The organism is Streptomyces sp. SAS_272 (assembly GCF_052543235.1).
The window spans coordinates 1-19,793 of the sequence record NZ_JBMNDR010000119.1; the positions used below are offsets into that span (position 1 = coordinate 1).

At 70.6% G+C, this 19,793-nt stretch carries 16 protein-coding genes; 7 read left to right on the forward strand and 9 right to left on the reverse strand.

Going from position 1 to position 19,793, the window contains the following annotated elements; all coding sequences use genetic code 11:
- Positions 1-48: 48 nt before the first annotated feature.
- Complete coding sequence (locus ACN6LD_RS38500) at positions 49-1,362, reverse strand: MFS transporter (RefSeq protein WP_319186741.1); 1,314 nt, start codon at positions 1,360-1,362, stop codon at positions 49-51.
- On the reverse strand, positions 1,359-2,042 hold the full coding sequence (locus ACN6LD_RS38505; RefSeq protein WP_445045586.1) for a GntR family transcriptional regulator: 684 nt from the start codon (positions 2,040-2,042) through the stop codon (positions 1,359-1,361). Before ACN6LD_RS38505 ends, ACN6LD_RS38500 begins: the two co-directional genes overlap by 4 nt.
- A gap of 293 nt (positions 2,043-2,335) precedes the next feature.
- On the opposite strand from ACN6LD_RS38505, the gene ACN6LD_RS38510 reads away from it, so the two are divergent.
- Positions 2,336-3,238, forward strand: a complete 903-nt coding sequence (locus tag ACN6LD_RS38510; protein ID WP_319186739.1) for a D-alanyl-D-alanine carboxypeptidase family protein — start codon at positions 2,336-2,338, stop codon at positions 3,236-3,238.
- Positions 3,239-3,328: 90 nt separating this feature from the next.
- Here ACN6LD_RS38510 and ACN6LD_RS38515 read toward each other — a convergent pair whose 3' ends face one another.
- On the reverse strand, positions 3,329-4,153 hold the full coding sequence (locus ACN6LD_RS38515) for a maleylpyruvate isomerase family mycothiol-dependent enzyme (protein ID WP_319186738.1): 825 nt from the start codon (positions 4,151-4,153) through the stop codon (positions 3,329-3,331).
- Between the two features lie 204 nt (positions 4,154-4,357).
- Here ACN6LD_RS38515 and ACN6LD_RS38520 point away from each other — a divergent pair, with 204 nt between their 5' ends.
- Entirely contained in the window at positions 4,358-5,176 is an 819-nt protein-coding gene (locus ACN6LD_RS38520) for a carbon-nitrogen family hydrolase (RefSeq protein WP_319186737.1), read from the forward strand.
- 183 nt (positions 5,177-5,359) lie between these two features.
- Here ACN6LD_RS38520 and ACN6LD_RS38525 read toward each other — a convergent pair whose 3' ends face one another.
- Complete coding sequence (locus ACN6LD_RS38525; protein WP_057578041.1) at positions 5,360-5,857, reverse strand: LURP-one-related/scramblase family protein; 498 nt, start codon at positions 5,855-5,857, stop codon at positions 5,360-5,362.
- 138 nt (positions 5,858-5,995) lie between these two features.
- On the opposite strand from ACN6LD_RS38525, the gene ACN6LD_RS38530 reads away from it, so the two are divergent.
- Entirely contained in the window at positions 5,996-7,837 is a 1,842-nt protein-coding gene (locus tag ACN6LD_RS38530) for an NHL domain-containing thioredoxin family protein (protein ID WP_319186735.1), read from the forward strand.
- Between the two features lie 43 nt (positions 7,838-7,880).
- On the opposite strand, the gene ACN6LD_RS38535 is transcribed toward ACN6LD_RS38530, so the two are convergent.
- The 3 genes from ACN6LD_RS38535 to ACN6LD_RS38545 form a co-directional block, all read right to left on the reverse strand.
- Positions 7,881-8,132, reverse strand: coding sequence for a DUF6458 family protein (locus ACN6LD_RS38535; RefSeq protein WP_057578039.1), 252 nt, complete (start codon positions 8,130-8,132; stop codon positions 7,881-7,883).
- A gap of 105 nt (positions 8,133-8,237) precedes the next feature.
- Positions 8,238-9,560, reverse strand: coding sequence for a M18 family aminopeptidase (locus tag ACN6LD_RS38540; RefSeq protein WP_319186734.1), 1,323 nt, complete (start codon positions 9,558-9,560; stop codon positions 8,238-8,240).
- Between the two features lie 271 nt (positions 9,561-9,831).
- Complete coding sequence (locus ACN6LD_RS38545) at positions 9,832-11,658, reverse strand: acyl-CoA dehydrogenase (protein WP_319186733.1); 1,827 nt, start codon at positions 11,656-11,658, stop codon at positions 9,832-9,834.
- A gap of 189 nt (positions 11,659-11,847) precedes the next feature.
- Here ACN6LD_RS38545 and ACN6LD_RS38550 point away from each other — a divergent pair, with 189 nt between their 5' ends.
- Positions 11,848-12,330 (forward strand): SseB family protein, encoded by a 483-nt coding sequence (locus ACN6LD_RS38550; RefSeq protein ID WP_057578035.1) that lies wholly within the window; start codon positions 11,848-11,850, stop codon positions 12,328-12,330.
- A 120-nt stretch (positions 12,331-12,450) separates the two neighbouring features.
- Complete coding sequence (locus tag ACN6LD_RS38555; protein WP_319186732.1) at positions 12,451-13,422, forward strand: pirin family protein; 972 nt, start codon at positions 12,451-12,453, stop codon at positions 13,420-13,422.
- A gap of 91 nt (positions 13,423-13,513) precedes the next feature.
- Here ACN6LD_RS38555 and ACN6LD_RS38560 read toward each other — a convergent pair whose 3' ends face one another.
- Complete coding sequence (locus ACN6LD_RS38560) at positions 13,514-14,440, reverse strand: BRO-N domain-containing protein (protein WP_445045587.1); 927 nt, start codon at positions 14,438-14,440, stop codon at positions 13,514-13,516.
- Positions 14,441-14,613: 173 nt separating this feature from the next.
- Between ACN6LD_RS38560 and ACN6LD_RS38565 the strand changes: the two genes are divergently transcribed.
- Positions 14,614-15,657, forward strand: coding sequence for an AI-2E family transporter (locus ACN6LD_RS38565; RefSeq protein ID WP_319186730.1), 1,044 nt, complete (start codon positions 14,614-14,616; stop codon positions 15,655-15,657).
- Here the strand turns inward: ACN6LD_RS38565 and ACN6LD_RS38570 are convergent.
- Positions 15,630-17,783, reverse strand: a complete 2,154-nt coding sequence (locus tag ACN6LD_RS38570) for an ATP-binding SpoIIE family protein phosphatase (RefSeq protein ID WP_319186729.1) — start codon at positions 17,781-17,783, stop codon at positions 15,630-15,632. The genes ACN6LD_RS38565 and ACN6LD_RS38570 overlap by 28 nt on opposite strands.
- Before the next feature lie 176 nt (positions 17,784-17,959).
- On the opposite strand from ACN6LD_RS38570, the gene aspS reads away from it, so the two are divergent.
- Entirely contained in the window at positions 17,960-19,723 is a 1,764-nt protein-coding gene (aspS, locus tag ACN6LD_RS38575) for an aspartate--tRNA ligase (RefSeq protein WP_319186728.1), read from the forward strand.
- The last annotated feature ends 70 nt before the right edge of the window (positions 19,724-19,793 follow it).

Sequence of the window (19,793 nt, forward strand, 5' to 3'; positions counted from 1 at the left end):
GGGGCGCGGCTCCCCGCGCGAGGGGCCGCTGGTGCGGCCCGAGCCTCCTCAGGCCGGTACGTGCACCGTCTCCACCCGGCTCGCCACCAGCCGTTCCCGCTCCCGCCGGTGCGCCCGCCCGCGCAGCCGCAGGATCTGGCTGACGCCGAGGGCCTGCAGGACGAAGACGAAGGAAAAGGCGATCCGGTAGTCGCCGCCGGTCGCGTCCAGCAGCACGCCGACCGCGAAGAGCGTCGTCATCGAGGCCACGAAACCGCCCATGTTGGTGATGCCGGACGCGGTGCCCTGCCGCTCGGGCGGGTTCGCCGGGCGGGCGAAGTCGAAGCCGAGCATCGACGCGGGGCCGCACGCTCCGAGCACCGCGCAGAGCACGACGAGCAGCCACATCGGCGCCCGGTCGCCCGGGTAGGCCAGCGTGCTCGCCCACATCAGCGCCGTCGCGCCCACCGTGCCCAGGGCCAGCGGAAGGCGCGCCCCGTGATGGCGGGCGACGATCTGCCCGTACACCAGGCCGACGACCATGTTGGACAGGACCACCAGCGTGAGGAGTTCGCCGGCCGTCGCCCGTGACAGCCCCTGTGCCTGGACCAGGAACGGCAGGCCCCACAGCAGCAGGAACACCATCGCCGGGAACTGGGTGGTGAAGTGCACCCACAGGCCGAGGCGGGTGCCCGGCTCGCGCCAGGACGCGGCGATCTGACGGCGGACGTACGCGCCGCCCCGGTGCGGGAAGGGCTCCGGCTCGTGGCCCTCGGGACGGTCCTTCAGGAAGAGCAGCAGAAGCACCAGGACCACCACACCCGCCAGCGCGCTGCCCGCGAAGGCCGCCGTCCAGCCGACGCCGTGCAGGAGGCGAGCCAGCACCAGGGTGGAGACGAGGTTGCCCGCCATGCCCACCAGGCCGGCGAGCTGCGCGACCATCGGTCCGCGGCGCGCCGGGAACCACCTGCTGCCCAGCCGCAGCACGCTGATGAACGTCATCGCGTCCCCGCAGCCGAGCAGCGCGCGCGAGGCGAGGGCCGTGCCGTAGGACGGGGAGAAGGCGAAGCCGAGCTGGCCGGCCGTGAACAGCACGGCGCCGATGGCCAGCACCTTCCGCGTGCCGAGCCGGTCGACCAGCAGGCCCACCGGTATCTGCATGCCCGCGTACACGAGGAGCTGGAGGATCGAGAAGGTGGACAGGGCCGAGGCGTTCACGTGGAAGCGGTCGGCGGCGTCGAGGCCGGCCACCCCCAGGGACGTACGGAAGATGACGGCGACGAAGTAGACCGAGACGCCGATCCCCCAGACGGCCATCGCGCGCCGTCCACCGGGAGGGTCACCCGGAAGAGTGGAGTTGGGGCCGCGGGCCGCGGTGCTCATCGGACCTCCCCGCGGGCCAGGTGGGAGAACCAGCCGATGTGCCGGTGCACGATCCGCACGGCCGCGTCGGCGTCGCCGGAGCGCAGCGCGCGGAGCAGCTCCTCGTGCTCGGCGAGGGACTTGGCGATCCGGTCCGGGTGCGAGTGCAGCACGGCGACGCCCATCCGCAGCTGGCGGTCGCGGAGTTGGTCGTACAGCCGCGACAGGATCTCGTTGCCGCCGCTGCGGACGATCTCGGCGTGGAAACAGCGGTCCGTCACGGCGGCCGCGGCCAGGTCTCCCGCCGCCGTCTGCTCCCGCTGCCGCTCGACCAGCTCCTCCAGGCGCTCGATCAGGGCGGCCGGCGCGGGCACCGCCTTGCGCGCCGCGTGCTCCTCGACCAGCAGCCGGGTCTCCACCACGTCCGCGATCTCCTGCGCGGAGACCGGCAGGACCAGGGCCCCCTTCTTGGGGTAGAGCTTGATCAGCCCCTCCACCTCCAGACGCAGCAGCGCCTCCCGGACGGGGGTGCGCGAGACGCCCACGGACTCGGCGAGCTCTCCCTCGGTGAGCAGGGCGCCGCCCTGGTAACGGCGGTCCAGGACACCCTGTTTGACGTGGGCGTACACGCGGTCGGCGGCGGGCGGCTGCTTGACGGGAGCGGGGACGGGAAGGGCGGCGGGCGGAGCGGCGGACTGCATGCCCACAGGATAGATACAACACGTACGCAACGGAGGGCGGGTCCAGAATGCGGACCCGGGTGCGCGGGCCCGACGGGTATCGGTCGTGGAGGTCGGTACGGGCGCCGACTCGGGTGCCGGTCATGGGTGTCGACCGCGGGGTTGGGTAAGGAATGGATCAAGTAATCGGAAATTCTGCCCGGCAGACGCACAACTTTGTGTGCTACTTACGTGTCACACATGTGCGGCCCATCTCTTTCCCCCTTGAACTTGGCCGCACCGCAGGGGCATTCGACGTAATCGGGGTATTTCAGTTGATAACCGCCATCAAGGGCATTCGAGTCCGCAGGGCCGCCGCCGTTGCCGTCACCGCCGGCGCAGTGCTCGCGACCGGAGCCCTCACCGCGGCACCCGCGCAGGCTGTCGCCACGCCCACGATCGCCGCCAAGACCGGCTTCGTGATGAACAACGCGAACAGTGCCGTGCTCTACGGCAAGGGCATGAACACCAAGATGTCCACCGGCTCCACCACGAAGATCATGACGGCCAACGTCGTGCTGTCGCAGACGAACCTCAACCTGGACGCCAAGGTCACCATCCAGAAGGCGTACAGCGACTACATCGTCGCCAACACCGCGTCCTCCGCCCGCCTGATCGTGGGCGACAAGGTGACCGTCCGTCAGCTGCTCTACGGGCTGATGCTGCCGTCCGGCTGTGACGCCGCGTACGCGCTGGCCGACAAGTTCGGCACGGGCACGACGCGCGCCGCCCGCGTGAAGAGCTTCATCGCCAAGATGAACAGCAAGGCGAAGACGCTCGGCATGACGAGCACGCACTTCGACTCGTTCGACGGCATCGGCAGCGGAGCGAACTACTCGACCGCCAAGGACCTGACGAAGCTCGCCAGCAACTCGCTGAAGAACGCGAACTTCCGCGCGGTCGTCAAGACCAAGTCGTACACCGCCAAGACGATCACCAAGACCGGGTCCGTCCGCACCATGGGCGCCTGGACCAACACCAACACGCTGCTGAGCAGCTACAGCGGCGCCATCGGCGTGAAGACGGGCTCGGGCCCGGAGGCGAAGTACTGCCTCGTCTTCGCCGCCACCCGGGGCGGCAAGACCGTCGTGGGCACGGTGCTGGCCTCCACCAGCGTCACGGTGCGCGCCACCGACGCGACCAAGCTGCTGAACTACGGCTTCGCCCGGCTGGGCTGACCTCCGGTCGACCGCTGAGCACGCGGAACGGGCCCGTCGTGATCGTCACGACGGGCCCGTTCTCGTAGAGCGCCGCACCCGTCCGCCCGGCTACCGGGTGACCGCGAAGTTCCGCAGGATGGCCGCCGTGAGCTCCGGCTCGCCCTCCGCCTTCACCCGGTCGGCGACCGCGTCCGCCGTGACCCGGCCGCAGGCCAGGCGGACGAACGTCTCCCAGTCGAGGGCGAACGCGGCGGCGGGGCCGAGCGCCGGCGCCGTCTCCAGGGTGCCGCGGCCCTGGATGTCGACGCGGATGGTGCGCAGGAACTCGATCGGGCCGTGCACGTCGAAGACGACCGCGGAGCTGCGCGGGGCGTCGGCCTTCTCGGCGACGACCGCCGGGAGTTCGGCCAGCAGGGCGTCGCGGGCGATGTGCGCGCCGGGGGAGTCGAGGTTGCCGGGCCGGCCGAGGGCGGTGCGCAGATCCTGCTCGTGCACCCAGACGTTGAACGCGTGGAGCCGCATCGACTCCTCGAGCGTGAGCTCGGTGCCGAGCGGACCGCGCACCGTCGTGTGGGGCTGGCGCATCTCGTTGCGCAGCTGCCGGTTGCGACGGATGACCGTGTACTCCAGCTCGGACGTCATCTCCGGCGCCGTGTGGTGACGTCGGACGTCGACCTGCATCTCCATGTAGCGCTGCAGGTCGTTGGTGACGTGGAACAGGTCGCGCGGGAGGGTGTGGATCGGACGCGGGTCGCCGTACATCTCGCAGTCCAGCCCGATGACGTGCGACACGATGTCGCGGACCGACCAGCCCGGGCACGGCGTCCGGCGGTTCCAGTCCGCCTCCACCAGAGGCTGCACCAGCTCGGATATCGCTTCGATGGAGTGGGTCCAGGCGTCGGCGTAGGGCTGGAGGGTGGGATGCAGACTCACGGAAACGGGACCCCTCGGCGGTCGGTACTCGGGTGGGCTGTGGCGGCGTTGCCAGCGGGAGGTGGCGGGTGTCGGCGGGTGTCGGCAGGTGTCGGCGGGTCTCTACGGAACGCTAAGTTACGCTGCTGTGAGGCACCCCGGCAGTGCTTTCGTGTGACGATCGTAGGCCCGTGTGGACTACTCGAATGCCAGGACGGTGGTAGTGTGCGCGCCTCTCTCCTCCAGATCGCCGCAGAAGAGGACGAATCGGTCGAAGCGCGACGGTTGCGGGCCGCCGCGCTGGTAAGAGAACAGGCCGCCGCGGACCTCGTGGTGCTGCCCGAGCTGTGGACGACCGGCGCGTTCGCCTACGAGCGGTTCGCCGACGAGGCCGAGCCCTTGGAGGGCCCGACGTTCGAGGCGATGTCGAAGGCGGCGAGCGACGCGGGCGTGTGGCTGCACGCGGGCTCGATCCCGGAACGGGCGCCGGCCGCGACCGGCGCCGCCGGGGACGAGGGGCCCCTCTACAACACCTCGCTTCTCTTCTCCCCCTCCGGTGAGCTGGCCGCCGCCTACCGCAAGATCCACCGATTCGGCTTCGACAAGGGCGAGGCCGTGCTGATGAGCGCGGGCGAGGACCTGGTGACGGTCCGCCTCCCCGAGACGACCGTCGGCGTCGCCACCTGTTACGACCTCCGTTTCCCCGAGCTGTTCCGCGCCCTCGTGGACGCCGGCGCGGAGACCCTCGTCCTCTCCGCGGGCTGGCCGGAGCGCCGGCGGGCGCACTGGACGCTGCTGGCCCGGGCGCGGGCGGTCGAGAACCAGGCGTTCGTGCTCGCTTGCGGAACGGCCGGGACGCACGCCGGAGTTCCGCAGGCCGGTCACTCGATCGTGGTCGATCCGTGGGGTGAGGTGCTGGCCGAGGCGGGCCCCGGCGAGGAAGTCCTGACCGTCGAGTTCGACCCGGCCGCCGTCGCCACGACCCGCGAACTGTTCCCGGCCCTCAAGGACCGCGTCCTCGGCCTGCGCACCCCGACCCGCTGACCTGCTGATCCGCTGACCCGCCGTCCGCGGCGCGCCGTGGCATCGGGGCGCGCCGGGACGCCGGGCCGCCGGGGCGGTCGCCCGCAGGCCCGTCTCGGCGGCCCACCCGTGCCCCGGCCCACCCGTGCCCCGGCCGGTCCGTCCTTCGGTCGGCGGCGGTCCGCCTCGACGGGCATCCGTGCCTCAGTCGTCGTGCCGCTCCTTGTCGGCGAGGTGGATCACGCACACCGCCACCGCGATCAGCAGCGCCGGATCCGCGTCCTCGCGCACGACGTCGACGCCGTACGTCTCCCGTACGTGCAGCCACCGCCGTGACACGACGGCCAGGAGTTCGCCGTCGTACTCGACCGCGAACTCCCGGTCGAGGATCTTGCCGCTGACGTCGAGCTCGGTGCGGCCGTCCGCCAGCGCCACCCGGTAGTGGTTGCGCAGCAGCGACAGCCGCTTGCGCCTGATCGTGGCCAGCGGCTCGCCGTCCCGTTCGATCACCATGGTGTCCCGCAGGGCGAACATCTTCTGGTGGATGTCGATCAGGATCCGGCCGCGGGTGTCCTTCAGTTCGAAGGTGTCCCGCAGCCGCATCGCCTTGCCGTCGACGAGGTAGACCTTTTCGCCGCGGTCGTCCTCGATCCAGTAGTCGTCTCCGAGCCCGAGCAGCCGGTCACGCACGAGAAATCTCATACCGCTACCGCTTCCCCGGCCCGGCGGGACCTTCCCGGCCCGGGCGGGAAATGCCGCGAGGAATGACCCGACTGCGGCAGCGACCGGCGGAAAGGGGGCCGGGGCGTGACTGTCGGTGGTCGGTGGCACCCTTGAGGGATGACCGACTCCTCACCGGCCCCGGCCCCCCGTCGCGTCCGTGTCCGTGCCCCCGAGCTGATCGGCAAGGGCGGCTGGCTGAACACGGGCGGGCAGCAGTACACCCTCGCCGACCTGCGCGGACGCATCGTCGTTCTCGATTTCTGGACGTTCTGCTGTGTGAACTGTCTGCATGTTCTGGACGAGTTGCGGGAGTTGGAGGAGAAGCACCGGGACACGGTGGTCGTGGTCGGTGTGCACTCGCCGAAGTTCGTGCACGAGGCCGAGCACCAGGCGGTCGTCGACGCCGTCGAGCGGTACGGCGTCGGGCATCCGGTGCTCGACGACCCCGAGCTGGCGACCTGGAAGCAGTACGCGGTCCGCGCGTGGCCGACGCTGGTCGTGATCGACCCGGAGGGGTACGTCGTCGCGCAGCACGCCGGCGAGGGGCATGTGCACGCCATCGAGCGGCTGGTGGCGGAGCTGGAGGCCGAGCACGCGGCGAAGGGCACGCTGCGGCGTGGGGACGGGCCGTACGTGGCGCCGGAGCCCGAGCCGACCGCCCTGCGCTTCCCGGGCAAGGCTCTGGTGCTGCCCGGCGGGAACATCCTGGTCAGCGACACCACGCGGCACCAGCTCGTGGAGCTCGCGGAGGACGGGGAGACGGTGGTGCGCCGGATCGGGTCCGGTGTGCGCGGCCTCGCCGACGGCACGGCGTCGGACGCCGCCTTCAACGAGCCTCAGGGACTCGCCCTGCTCGACGACTCCGCCGTGGTCGTCGCCGACACCGTCAACCACGCTCTGCGCCGCCTCGACCTGGACTCGGGGGCTGTGACGACCCTCGCCGGGACCGGCAGGCAGTGGTGGCAGGGGTCGCCGACGTCAGGACCCGCGCGTGAGGTCGACCTCTCCTCGCCGTGGGACGTGGCGCTCTTCGGCGGACGGGTGTGGATCGCGATGGCCGGCGTGCACCAACTGTGGGCGTACGACCCGGCCGACGGCACGGTGGGCGTCGTGGCGGGCACGACCAACGAGGGGCTCGTCGACGGACCGGGAGCCGAGGCCTGGTTCGCCCAGCCGTCGGGTCTGGCCGCCGCCCCGGACGGGGAGCGGCTGTGGCTCGCCGACTCCGAGACGTCGGCGCTGCGCTGGGTCGACCGGGCGGGCGTCGTGCACACGGCCGTCGGCACCGGGCTGTTCGACTTCGGGCACCGCGACGGCGAGGCCGGCCAGGCGCTGCTCCAGCACCCGCTGGGCGTCACCGTCCTGCCCGACGGCTCGGTCGCCGTCAGCGACACCTACAACCACGCCCTGCGCCGCTACGACCCGGCGACGGGCGAGGTCAGCACGCTGGCGACGGACCTGAGGGAGCCCAGCGACGCCGTTCTGGCCGGCGAGGACATCGTGGTCGTCGAGTCGGCCCGGCACCGGCTGACCCGGCTGCGGCTGCCGGAGGAGGCCGTCACGGTGGACGCGGTGGCCCACCGCACCCGGCGGGCGGCGACCGAGGTCGCACCGGGCCCGTTGCGTCTTGACGTGATCTTCCAGGCGCCGGCCGGTCAGAAGCTGGACACGCGCTACGGTCCGTCGACGCGGCTGCTGGTCTCCGCCACCCCACCCGAGCTGCTGGTGAAGGGCGAGGGCGCGGGCACGGACCTGACCCGTGCGCTGGAGCTCGATCCGGCGGTGCCGGAAGGGGTCCTGCACGTGTCCGCGATGGCGGCCTCGTGCGACGACGATCCGGCCAACGAGTACCCGGCCTGCCATGTCCACCAGCAGGACTGGGGGGTCCCGGTCCGCCTCACCGAGGGTGCGGCGGACCGGCTGCCGCTGGTTCTCGCCGGTCTGGACCCGCAGGCCTGACCGGCGGCCGGCCGGGTCACGGCCGGGGTCACGACGGCCGCGGTCAGGCGCCGTAGCCGTCGCTGTAGCCGTCACGGTGGTGGTGCCGCTCGGTCTCGACCACCGTGGTCGAGGCGGGAGGCACCATCACGCGGCGGCGCCGGGCGATGCTGCTGAAGGTCGTCACGCCGATCAGGCCGACGATCATCAGGATCACGCCGACCAGGTCGAGGTTGACGCCCTGCATGTCCCAGTCGGTCGCGAACGTGAGGATGGCTCCCACGGCGATGAGGATGATGCATCCGCCGAGGCCCATGGTGTTGCCTCCTGTCCGGTGTACCGGCCGTTCCGGTCACCACCGGAATCCGGGTACCCGGGCGATCGACTCCCATGCGTCGGGGGCGCGTTCGCCGGCCGTCCGCTATCCGCGCAGGAACGCCGTGAGCGCGTTGGCCAGCAGGTACGGGTCGGCGTCGCCGCACAACTCCCGTGCGCTGTGCATCGACAGGATGGCCACGCCGATGTCGACGGTGCGGATGCCGTGCCGGGCCGCGGTGATGGGGCCGATGGTCGTGCCGCAGGGCATGGAGTTGTTGGAGACGAAGTTCTGGAACGGCACGCCCGCCTTCTCGCAGGCCGCGGCGAACACCGCGCGTCCGGTGCCGTCCGTCGCGTAGCGGTTGTTGACGTTGACCTTGAGGATCGGCCCGCCGTTGACCCGCGGGTGGTGCGTCGGGTCGTGCCGCTCCGCGTAGTTGGGGTGCACGGCGTGCCCGGTGTCGGAGGAGAGACAGACGGTGCCCGCGAAGGCTCTCGCCCGGTCCTCGTACGAGCCTCCGCGCGCGAAGACCGAACGTTCCAGCACGCTGCCGAGCAGCGGGCCGTCCGCGCCGGTGTCGGACTGCGAGCCGTTCTCCTCGTGGTCGAAGGCGGCCAGCACCGGGATGTACGGCGGCTGCGCGCCGCCCGTCGCCACGGCTGCCAGCGCCGCGGTGCCGGCGTGCACGGACAGCAGGTTGTCCATCCGCGGGCCGGCCACCAGCTCCTGGTCGCGGCCCAGGTAGGCGGGCGGCTCCACGGAGTGCACCATCAGGTCCCAGCCGGTGACCTGGCCCGGGGTCAGCCCCGCTTCCTCCTCCACGAAGGCGATCAGGTCGCCGTCGCGCACGTCACCGCCGAGGCCCCAGACGGGCTGGAGGTGACGCTGCTTGTCGAGCTTGAGGCCGTCGGAGTTGACCGACCGGTCGAGGTGGATGGCGAGTTGGGGGACGCGCAGCAGGGGGCGGCCGATGTCGACGAGGCGCGTCGTGCCGTCCCGCAGGGTCAGCCTGCCCGCCAGACCGAGGTCGCGGTCGAGCCAGGAGTTGAGCAGCGGGCCGCCGTAGATCTCCACGGCCACCTGGCGCCAGCCCTGCGTGCCGGTGTCGGGCAGCGGCTTGACGCGCAGGTTCGGGGAGTCGGTGTGCGCGCCGATGATCCGGAACGGCGTGTGCGGCGCCGCGCCCTCGGGCACGTACCAGGCCACGATCGCGCCCCCGCGCAGCACGTACCGGCCCCCGCTGCCGGAGGCGGAGACGCCGTGCGTCTCGGCGTCCCAGGCGTCCGTCTCCGAGACCTGGCGGAATCCGGCCTTCTCGAGCCGCTCGGCCGCGTTCGCCACGGCGTGATACGGCGATGGGCTCGCCGTCAGATACGTCATGAGGTCGTCGGTGTGGCCGCGGTCGAAGCGGGAGGGTTCGCTCATGGTGTTCACCTTAACGACGTACGAGGGCCCGCTCCCGGGGATGGGAGCGGGCCCTCGTGAGGACCGTGTGGAGTGCTGCGCGGTTGTCCTGGTGAGTCCTGGTGAGTCCGATTGCGTCCTGGGGCGGACCCGGAGCGTGGGACCCGGAGAGACCCGGAAGGCGGCCTTGGGGGCGTCCCGGAGAGTGACCCCGAAGGCGCCCCCGACCATGGCCCGGAGCGCGTCCCGGAGGTGACCGGAACGCGTCCCCGGGGTGGGCCCGGAGGGCGTCCTAGAACGCGGCCTCGTCCAGCTCCATCAGGTCCAGCTCGACGTCGGCGGCGACCTTGCGGGCCAGGGTGACGCCCGGCAGGACGTTGGCCGCGAAGAACTTCGCCGCCGCGATCTTGCCGGTGTAGAACGGCCGGTCCTTGGCGGAGGCCGTCTCCAGCTTCTCGGCGGCGATCGCCGCGCCCTTGAGGAGCAGGTAGCCGACGATCACGTCACCGGAGGCGAGCAGCAGGCGGGTGGTGTTGAGGCCCACCTTGTAGATGTTCTTGACGTCCTGCTCGGTGGCCGCGAGGTCGGTCAGCATCAGGCCGACGATGGCCTCCAGCTCGACGGCCGCCTTGGCCAGGTGCTCGCGGGCGCCGGCCAGCTGCTCGCCGCCGGTGCCGAGCGCGAGGAACTTCTTGATGTCCTCGGCGAGGGAGTTCAGCGCCGCGCCCTGGTTGCGGACGATCTTCCGGAAGAAGAAGTCCTGGCCCTGGATCGCGGTGGTGCCCTCGTACAGGGTGTCGATCTTGGCGTCGCGGATGTACTGCTCGATCGGGTACTCCTGGAGGAACCCGGAGCCGCCGAAGGTCTGCAGCGACTGGGCGAGCTGCTCGTAGCCCTTCTCGGAGCCGTAGCCCTTGACGATCGGCAGGAGCAGGTCGTTGAGGGCGTGCTCGGCCTTGCTGTCCTCGCCGGCCGCTTCCTTGACCGCGATGGCGTCCTGGATCGAGGCGGTGTAGAGGACGAGGGCGCGCATGCCCTCCGCGTACGCCTTCTGGGTGATCAGCGAGCGGCGCACGTCGGGGTGGTGGGTGATGGTGACCTTCGGCGCGGCCTTGTCCATGAAGTTCGCCAGGTCGGGACCCTGGACGCGCTCCTTGGCGTACTCGAGCGCGTTGAGGTAGCCGGTGGAGAGCGTGGAGATCGCCTTCGTGCCGACCATCATGCGGGCGAACTCGATGATGCGGAACATCTGGCGGATGCCGTCGTGCTTGTCGCCGATCAGCCAGCCCTTGGCGGGGTGGCGGTCGCCGAAGGTCATCTCGCAGGTGTTGGACGCCTTGAGGCCCATCTTGTGCTCGACGTTCGTGGCGTAGACGCCGTTGCGCTCGCCCAGCTCGCCGGTCTCGAAGTCGAAGAGCGTCTTCGGGACCATGAAGAGAGACAGGCCCTTGGTGCCGGGGCCGGCGCCCTCGGGGCGGGCGAGGACGTAGTGGAGGATGTTCTCCGACATGTCGTGCTCGCCGGACGTGATGAAGCGCTTGACGCCCTCGATGTGCCAGGAGCCGTCCTCCTGCTGCACGGCCTTGGTGCGGCCGGCGCCCACGTCGGAACCGGCGTCGGGCTCGGTGAGGACCATCGTCGAGCCCCACTGCTTCTCGACGGCGATCTGCGCGATCTTCTTCTGGACGTCGTTGCCCTCGTCGAAGAGGATGCCGGCGAAGGCCGGACCGGAGGAGTACATCCACACGGCCGGGTTCGCGCCGAGGATCAGCTCCGCGTACGCCCAGATCAGGGACGGCGGGGCGGTGGTGCCGCCGATCTCCTCGGGCAGGCCGAGCCGCCAGTACTCGGAGTCCATGAAGGCCTGGTAGCTCTTCTTGAAGCTGGCGGGGACCGGCGCGGTGTTGGTCTCCGGGTCGAAGACCGGCGGGTTGCGGTCGGCGTCCGTGAACGACTCCGCCAGCTCGTTCTCCGAGAGGCGGGTCAGCTCGTCGAGGATGCTCTTCGCGGTCTCGGTGTCCATCTCCTCGAACGGGCCGGTGCCGTACAGCTTGTCGCGCCCGAGCACCTCGAACAGGTTGAACTCGATGTCGCGAAGATTCGACTTGTAGTGCCCCATGGCGACGGCTCCCGGAATCCGTTGGAGAGATGGGCGAGGCACTGGATCCTCGCGCTGATTCACATACCGACAAGTAGCAAGTACCTACGATGATGCTACCCGTCGGTAATAAGTTGCAACCCCCGTCGGTCAAGTGTGAGAAGGGTCTACCTCGCTCCGCCGTCGGCGCGCCTCGGTACTCTTGCGGCCATGTACGGATACGGCCAGCCCATGGACGGCGGCGCTGCGCAGCAGCAGTACGCGTCGCCGCAGCAGCAGATGCCCGGCGGCCATGGCGGGTACGGCCAGCAGCCGCCCCTCTATCCGGAGCCGTCCCCGCCCTCCCTCGCGGACGCGGTGCGCGCTTTCACCACGGGGCAGCTGGCCGCGGAGGACTTCCAGCAGGTCTTCGCCACCTCCAAGGTCTACTGCCCGCGCGGCGACAATCCCGGCTTCCTCGCCCTGCACAACACCCAGCAGCCGGTGATCCCGATGTTCACCAGCCTCAAGGAGCTGCGCCGCTACGCGGGCAAGGAGTCCAAGTACTTCGTGATCACCGGCGCCGAGGTGATCGACCTGCTGCCCACCGGCTACGGCTTCGTCCTCGACATGGAGGGCGAGCACCGGATGGTGTTCGACGCGAAGGCAGTGGAGCAGATGGTCGAGTTCGCGATGCGTCGGATGTACGGCTAGGACGGATCACCCGTGCGGTGCGGCCCGGAGGGAATGCCCTCCGGGCTTTCGCCGTTATGGGTGGCAGAAAGTTCAATGCTCAACTAAAATGACACGTACGCCGCCCAAGGAGGTACGGACATGCCCGCAGTGACCGTCGAGAACCCGCTGACCCTGCCGCGCGTCACCGCGTCGGCCGAGGCCGTGGCACGCCCCGTGCTCGCCGTCACGACCGCGCCCAGCGGTTACGAGGGCGAGGGCTTCCCGGTGCGCCGCGCGTTCGCCGGGATCAACTACCGTCACCTCGACCCGTTCATCATGATGGACCAGATGGGCGAGGTGGACTACGCGCCGGGCGAGCCCAAGGGCACCCCCTGGCACCCGCACCGCGGTTTCGAGACCGTCACCTACATCATCGACGGCATCTTCGACCACCAGGACAGCCAGGGCGGCGGCGGCACCATCACCAACGGCGACACCCAGTGGATGACGGCCGGCTCGGGTCTGCTCCACATCGAGGCGCCGCCGGAGTCGCTGGTCATGTCCGGCGGTCTCTTCCACGGCCTCCAGCTGTGGGTGAACCTGCCGGCCAAGGACAAGATGATGGCGCCGCGCTACCAGGACATCCGCGGCGGGCACGTCCAGCTCCTCACCACCCCCGACGGCGGGGCGCTGCTGCGGGTCATCGCCGGCGAGCTGGACGGGCACGCCGGGCCCGGCATCACCCACACCCCGATCACCATGGTCCACGCGACCCTGGCGCCGGGCGCCGAACTCACTCTTCCGTGGCGCGAGGACTTCAACGGCCTCGCGTACGTCCTCGCGGGCAAGGGCGCGGTCGGCCCGGAGCGCCGCCCGATCCACCTGGGCCAGACCGCGGTCTTCGGCTCGGGCTCCTCGCTGACGGTCCGCGCGGACGAGAAGCAGGACGCGAACACGCCGGACATGGAGGTCGTGCTGCTGGGCGGACAGCCGATCCGTGAGCCGATGGCGCACTACGGCCCGTTCGTCATGAACACAAAGGACGAGCTCCAGCAGGCGTTCGAGGACTTCCAGAAGGGCCGTCTCGGCACGATCCCGGCGGTGCACGGGATGACGGAAAAGGGCATCTAGCCCTCCGGCCCCGCCGAAGACCGCTACGGTGTGACAAGGCCCGAAGCCGCAACTTTGGTTTGCGACTTCGGGCCTGCCTCATGTCACCTCGCTACGGCAGTACGTAGAGCGGCGCTCCGTCGGCGGCGCAGCCGGTCTGCCGCAGACATCCTCGCTTGAGCAGCATCCGCAGGCAGTCGTGGACCCGGTCGTGCGACAGTCCCGTACGCGTGGCGATGTCCTCCACGCGATAGCGGGCCTCGCCGCGCACCAGTGCCGGGGCGAGGACGGCGGCGACCGCATGCACGTCGTCCGTGACGACCAGGTTCTTCGCCTTCCACAGCGCGAGCAGCTCCTGGGGCGTCGGACCCGCTTCGGAGGCGGGCCGGGAGGGGGAGGCAGGGCGGCCGAGGGCTTCGGCGATGGCGTCCAGCGCGTCGGCCATCCTGCTCTGGCTGTGGTTGATCTGCCGCAGCAGGTCGTTGCGCTCCCCGGCGAAGGCGGCCAGGCTCTCGTCCATCTGCATGTTGCGCTCTTCGAGGCGCACGAGGGCGTCGACGACCTGCTCCGGCATGACGTACGCGGTGCCGCCGGCGGGGGCTGGCTGTACGGGGGCGGGCTCCAGGGCGTAGGAGCCGTCGCGCTGGATGGTGGCGATGACACCGGCGACCCAGGTCTTGAAGGGCTGCGACTCCGGCTTGGTGCAGGCGTTGACCAAAAGGATCAAACCCTGAAGGTTGACGAGGTTCATGTCTCGTCGCCACTCTCGACCTGCGGGAATGTCGAGAGTGTGCCTCTGAAGCACACTCTCGACGCTGTCGAAGTTGGCTTCGTCCGCAATATTGCGCAGAGTGGAACCGACGTGTGCGTAGCCCAGGTTCTTGCACACGTCGACTGCCGGGAACCAGTGCGTCCCGTCCGGAGTGGTGAGCCTGCGCACCCGTGCGCCGGTCGCCGCGTAGACGAAGTCGCTGATCTCGATCGCGTCCTGCTGTGCCGCCGACCGGTTCGGCGGCGGTGTGTCGTTCTGCTCGTACATCGAGCATCACCTCCGTCTCGGACGGTAGGCATATGTCCAGGGCAACGCCGGTCTCCGGTAAGGATGTTCACCCTTCAGGGAGCGCGTGTTCGATTCTGAGTGCGAGTCATGTCCCGTCACCCGGGCGGCCGTCAGGTCAGGACAGGCCGGCGGGTCCGTGATCCGCTGGAGCCGTGCACCTGCTCCCGCTTCCCGCCCGCCGCTTCGCGGCCTGGTGCGCTGTGGTGCTGCTCGCGTCGGGCGTCGGGTACGTCGGGATCCGGCTGTGCGCGGAGTTGCGCACAGCCGTCACCCCCGTGCTGCTCGCGCTGCTCGGAACCGCGCTGCTGCGGCCGTTGCACCGGCGGATGGTGGCGGCCGGGGTGCCGCGGTCGCTGTCGGCCGGGATCACCTGTGTCGCCGTCGTCGCCGTGGTCGGCGGGGCCGTCTACATCGTCGTCGCCGCGCTGATCGACAGCGGGGACCAGATCGTCGCCGCACTGAGGTCGGCGGGGCGGAGCATCGCCGATCACTTCGGGGCGGCCGGGACCTCGCTGGACGACATCGCCGCCAACGCGAAGGACCTGCTCACCAAGTTCGGAGGGACGGCCGCCTCCAATGTCATCAGCGGGGTGAGCGTCGTCGGCGAGACCATCGCCATGGCCGTGCTGGCGCTGCTGCTCGTCTTCTTCTTCCTGCGGGACTCCTACCGGGCCGTCGGCGTCCTGCGGTCCGTCGCTCCGGGCGGCAGCGCCGACACCCTCGAGGCCATGGCCCGGCGGGCCTTCCGCGCCGTCGAGGGGTTCATGCGGGGGACGACGTTCATCGCCTTCATCGACGCCGTGTGCATCACCGTCGGACTGCTCGTCCTCGATGTGCCGGGGGCGGTCGGGCTGGGCGCCCTCGTCTTCGTCGGGGCGTACATCCCGTATCTCGGCGCGTTCCTCTCCGGAGCGGTCGCGGTGCTGGTCGCGCTCGCCGACCGGGGGTTCGTCATCGCGCTGTGGGCGCTCGGCGTGGTGCTCGCGGTGCAGGTGCTGGAGGGGCATGTGCTGCAGCCGGTGATCCAGAGCCGGACCGTGCAGATGCACCCGGCGGTGGTCATGGTCGCGATCACGGCCGGGGCGTCCGTGGCAGGGATTCTCGGCATGCTGCTCGCCGTGCCCGTGACCGCGGCCGGCTTCGGGATCCTGCACGAACTGCGCACGCGCTACGACGCCGTCGGCGACGGTTCGTAGAGCTCGAACCAGATGCTCTTGCCCTCGCCCCGCGGCGCCACGCCCCAGGTGTCCGCCAGCAGCTCGATGAGGACCAGGCCGCGGCCGGAGGAGGCCAGCTCGCCGGGGCGGCGCATGTGCGGGAGGTCGTCGCTGTTGTCGGTGACCTCGATGCGGAGCCGGCGTTCACCGGGCGCGCCGGTGACCTCGGCGACCAGCAGTGCGTCGGCGTCGGTGTGGACGAGGACGTTCGTCAGCGTCTCGGAGACGAGCAGGACGGCCGAGTCGACCTGGTCCTCGCAGGTCCAGTCGTGCAGCAGTTCGCGCAGTTGCTGCCGGGCCACGGCGATGCGCTCCGGTTCGGCCTGCGCGACCGTGAGCATCGAGCGGCGCACGGGCTGCCGGGCGGGCAGCGGCGCGGTGCCGGGACCGCAGCCGCCCTCGCCCTGGCGGCAGAGCAGCAGAACGGCTATGTCGTCCTCGCGGCGGTCGGCCAGCGGGCCCGTGGTGTGGTGCGAGGAGGGGCCGTGCACCGCCTGGACCAGGGCGTCTGCCAGTTCCTCGAGGTCTCCTTCGTGCGCCTCCAGGATCTTGCGGACGCGCCGCCAGCCGGTGTCGAGGTCGTGGCCCCCGGTCTCGAGCAGGCCGTCGGTGCACAGCATCAGGGCCTCGCCGGGCTCCAGGGCGATCCGGGTGGTGGGGTAGTCGGCGTCCGGGTCGATGCCCAGGGGCAGTCCGCCCGCGGTGGCGCGGACCAGGACCGTGCCGTCGGCCATCCGGACCGCCGGGTCCAGGTGGCCCGCCCTGGCGGCCTCCAGCACCCCGGTCACCGGATCGACCTCGATGTACAGGCAGGTGGCGAAGCGCAGATCGGCGCCGCCGTCCGCGTCGGCGAGACCGTGCAGGAATCCGGAGGCGCGGGAGAGGACCGCGTCCGGGCGGTGGCCCTCCGCGGCGTACGCCCTGAGCGCGATGCGCAGCTGCCCCATGAGACCCGCCGCGCGGACGTCGTGGCCCTGGACGTCCCCGATGACCAGGGCGAAGCGGCCGCCCCCCGGGTTCGTCCGGGACGCGCCGCCGGGCAGCGGGATCATGTCGTACCAGTCGCCGCCGACCTGGAGACCGCCGCCGGTCGGTATGTAACGGGCGGCGAGGGTCATGCCCGGTATCTCGGGGCCGAGGGTGGGGAGCATGGAGCGTTGCAGGCCGTCGGTCAGCTCGCGCTGGGTCTCCGCCGCGCCCGCCCGGGTGAGGGCCTGGGCGAGCATCCTGGCGACCGTCGTGAGCACGGACCGTTCGTCGGGGGTGAACGCCACCGGGTAGGCGAAGCCTGCCATCCAGGCGCCCATCGTGCGGCCGGCCACCGTCAGCGGCAGGAACGCCCAGGAGTGGCGGCCGAAGGGCGCGGCCAGCGGCCAGGTGAGCGGATAGCGCTCCTTGTACCGCTCGGGCGAGGACAGATACACGGCCCGCCCGGTGCGCACGACCTCGGCGGCCGGATAGTCCGTATGGATGGACATCTGGGTGAAGGGATCGTCGTCGCCCGACTGGTGTCCGTGGTGGCCGATGATCGTCAGCCGGTCGCCCTCGACGCCGAAGACGGCGAGTCCGTCCGGTGAGAAGCCCGGCATCGACAGTCCGGCGGCGACCCGCAGCACCTCTGCGGTGGACCGCGCCTCCGCGAGCGCCCGCCCCGCGTCCAGCAGGAAGGCCTCCCGTGAGCGGCGCCAGTCGCCGGTGACGGCGGTCCGGCCGGCCGGGGTGCCCGGCGTCGGCTCGGTGACCTCCTGGAGGGTGCCGATCAGCTCGTACGCCTTCTTGGCCGGGTCGAAGGACGGCTTGGAGCGGCTGCGGACGACCCGGACCACCCGCCCCCGGTCGTCCATGATGCGGATCCGCACCTCGGCGAGGGTGCCCTCGGCGACGGCGAGCTGGATCACTCCGGTGATCTCGTTCCAGTCGACCGGGTGCAGTCGGGCCCGGGTCTGGGCCTCCGTGAGGACGGTCTCCTCCCGGGGCAGCCCGAGCAGCCGGGCCGCCTCGGCGTCGACCGTGACCAGCCCGGTGGCGGTGTCCCAGTGCCACAGGCCGGTCGCGAGGGCGGTGAGAACATCCCCCACGGCGGGCAGCGGCTCGCCAATGCGCATTGCCCCACTTTAAGAAGACAGGAACGAAGAGTGCCACTGATCCTCGACTGTTCCTGCCGCGCCCGGGCCGTCACGGGTGCCCGGTAATGGGGGGAGGCGCGCACAGCGTGCCCGGTACCCTGGGGGTTGTTTCACGTGAAACACCCCCCCGATCCGCGAAGACTGGATGAACGACGATGCATCGGTACAGGTCCCACACCTGCGGCGAGCTCCGCGCCTCTGACGTCGGCACCGACGTCCGGCTGAGCGGCTGGCTGCACAATCGGCGCGACCTGGGCGGCATCCTCTTCATCGATCTGCGCGACCACTACGGCATCACGCAGCTCGTCGCCCGTCCGGGCACGCCCGCCTACGAGGCGCTCGACAAGCTGACCAAGGAGTCGACGGTCCGCATCGACGGCAAGGTCGTCTCCCGGGGCGCCGAGAACGTCAACGCGGACCTGCCGACCGGTGAGGTCGAGGTCGAGGTCGGCGAGGTGGAGCTGCTCGGCGCGGCACAGCCCCTGCCCTTCACGATCAACGCAGAGGACGGGGTCAACGAGGAGCGGCGTCTGGAGTACCGCTTCCTCGACCTGCGCCGTGAGCGCATGCACCGCAACATCATGCTGCGCACGTCGGTCATCTCGGCGATGCGGCACAAGATGACGGCGCTGGGCTTCAACGAGATGGCGACGCCGATCCTGTCCGCGACCTCCCCCGAGGGCGCACGCGACTTCGTCGTCCCGTCCCGGCTGCATGCGGGCCGTTTCTACGCCCTGCCGCAGGCGCCCCAGCAGTTCAAGCAGCTGCTGATGATCTCGGGCTTCGACCGCTACTTCCAGATCGCGCCCTGTTTCCGTGACGAGGACGCGCGCGCGGACCGTTCGCCGGGCGAGTTCTACCAGCTCGACGTCGAGATGAGCTTCGTCGAGCAGGAGGACGTCTTCCAGCCGATCGAGAAGCTCATGACCGAGCTGTTCGAGGAGTTCGGCGGCGGTCGCCACGTCACCTCGCCCTTCCCGCGCATCCCGTTCCGCGAGTCGATGCTGAAGTACGGCTCCGACAAGCCGGACCTGCGGGCCAAGCTGGAGCTCGTCGACATCACCGACGTCTTCGAGGGCTCGGAGTTCAAGGCCTTCGCCGGCAAGCACGTGCGGGCGCTGGCGGTGCCGGACGTCTCCGCGCAGCCCCGGAAGTTCTTCGACCAGCTGGGCGACTTCGCGGTCTCGCAGGGGGCGAAGGGCCTGGCCTGGGTCCGGGTCACCGAAGAGGGTTCGCTCACCGGCCCGATCGCGAAGTTCCTCACCGAGGAGAACGTCGCCGAGCTGACCAAGCGCCTGTCGCTGGCCGCCGGTCACGCCGTCTTCTTCGGAGCGGGCGAGTTCGACGAGGTCTCGAAGATCATGGGCGCGGTGCGGGTCGAGGCCGCCAAGCGCGCCGGGCACTTCGAGGAAAACGTCTTCCGCTTCTGCTGGATCGTCGACTTCCCGATGTACGAGAAGGACGAGGAGACCGGCAAGATCGACTTCTCGCACAACCCGTTCTCGATGCCGCAGGGCGGTCTGGAGGCCCTGGAGACCCAGGACCCGCTGGACATCCTGGGCTGGCAGTACGACATCGTCTGCAACGGCGTGGAGCTGTCCTCCGGCGCGATCCGCAACCACGAGCCGGAGATCATGCTCAAGGCGTTCGAGATCGCGGGCTACGACCGGGAGACGGTCGAGGACAAGTTCGCCGGCATGCTGCGCGCGTTCCGCTTCGGCGCCCCGCCGCACGGCGGGATCGCCCCGGGCGTCGACCGCATCGTCATGCTGCTGGCCGATGAGCCCAACATCCGCGAGACCATCTCCTTCCCGCTCAACGGCAATGCCCAGGACCTCATGATGGGCGCGCCGACGGAGCTGGAGGAGGCCCGGCTGAGGGAGCTGCACCTGTCGGTGCGCAAGCCGCAGCCGAAGTAGGCGCAGCCGGCCCGGGCGGACAGGGCAGGCGGAACCAACGGGAGTGGCCCGGAACCGACATCGGTTCCGG

What these genes read in the sequence shown, in the direction of transcription:
- ACN6LD_RS38500 (WP_319186741.1), bottom strand. Translation starts at nt 1,362, where the DNA reads ATGAGCACCGCGGCCCGCGGCCCCAACTCCACTCTTCCGGGTGACCCT.
- ACN6LD_RS38505 (WP_445045586.1), bottom strand. Translation starts at nt 2,042, where the DNA reads ATGCAGTCCGCCGCTCCGCCCGCCGCCCTTCCCGTCCCCGCTCCCGTC.
- ACN6LD_RS38525 (WP_057578041.1), bottom strand. Translation starts at nt 5,857, where the DNA reads ATGAGATTTCTCGTGCGTGACCGGCTGCTCGGGCTCGGAGACGACTAC.
- ACN6LD_RS38530 (WP_319186735.1), top strand. Translation starts at nt 5,996, where the DNA reads ATGACCGACTCCTCACCGGCCCCGGCCCCCCGTCGCGTCCGTGTCCGT.
- ACN6LD_RS38535 (WP_057578039.1), bottom strand. Translation starts at nt 8,132, where the DNA reads ATGGGCCTCGGCGGATGCATCATCCTCATCGCCGTGGGAGCCATCCTC.
- ACN6LD_RS38540 (WP_319186734.1), bottom strand. Translation starts at nt 9,560, where the DNA reads ATGAGCGAACCCTCCCGCTTCGACCGCGGCCACACCGACGACCTCATG.
- ACN6LD_RS38545 (WP_319186733.1), bottom strand. Translation starts at nt 11,658, where the DNA reads ATGGGGCACTACAAGTCGAATCTTCGCGACATCGAGTTCAACCTGTTC.
- ACN6LD_RS38550 (WP_057578035.1), top strand. Translation starts at nt 11,848, where the DNA reads ATGTACGGATACGGCCAGCCCATGGACGGCGGCGCTGCGCAGCAGCAG.
- ACN6LD_RS38555 (WP_319186732.1), top strand. Translation starts at nt 12,451, where the DNA reads ATGCCCGCAGTGACCGTCGAGAACCCGCTGACCCTGCCGCGCGTCACC.
- ACN6LD_RS38560 (WP_445045587.1), bottom strand. Translation starts at nt 14,440, where the DNA reads ATGTACGAGCAGAACGACACACCGCCGCCGAACCGGTCGGCGGCACAG.
- ACN6LD_RS38570 (WP_319186729.1), bottom strand. Translation starts at nt 17,783, where the DNA reads ATGCGCATTGGCGAGCCGCTGCCCGCCGTGGGGGATGTTCTCACCGCC.
- aspS (WP_319186728.1), top strand. Translation starts at nt 17,960, where the DNA reads ATGCATCGGTACAGGTCCCACACCTGCGGCGAGCTCCGCGCCTCTGAC.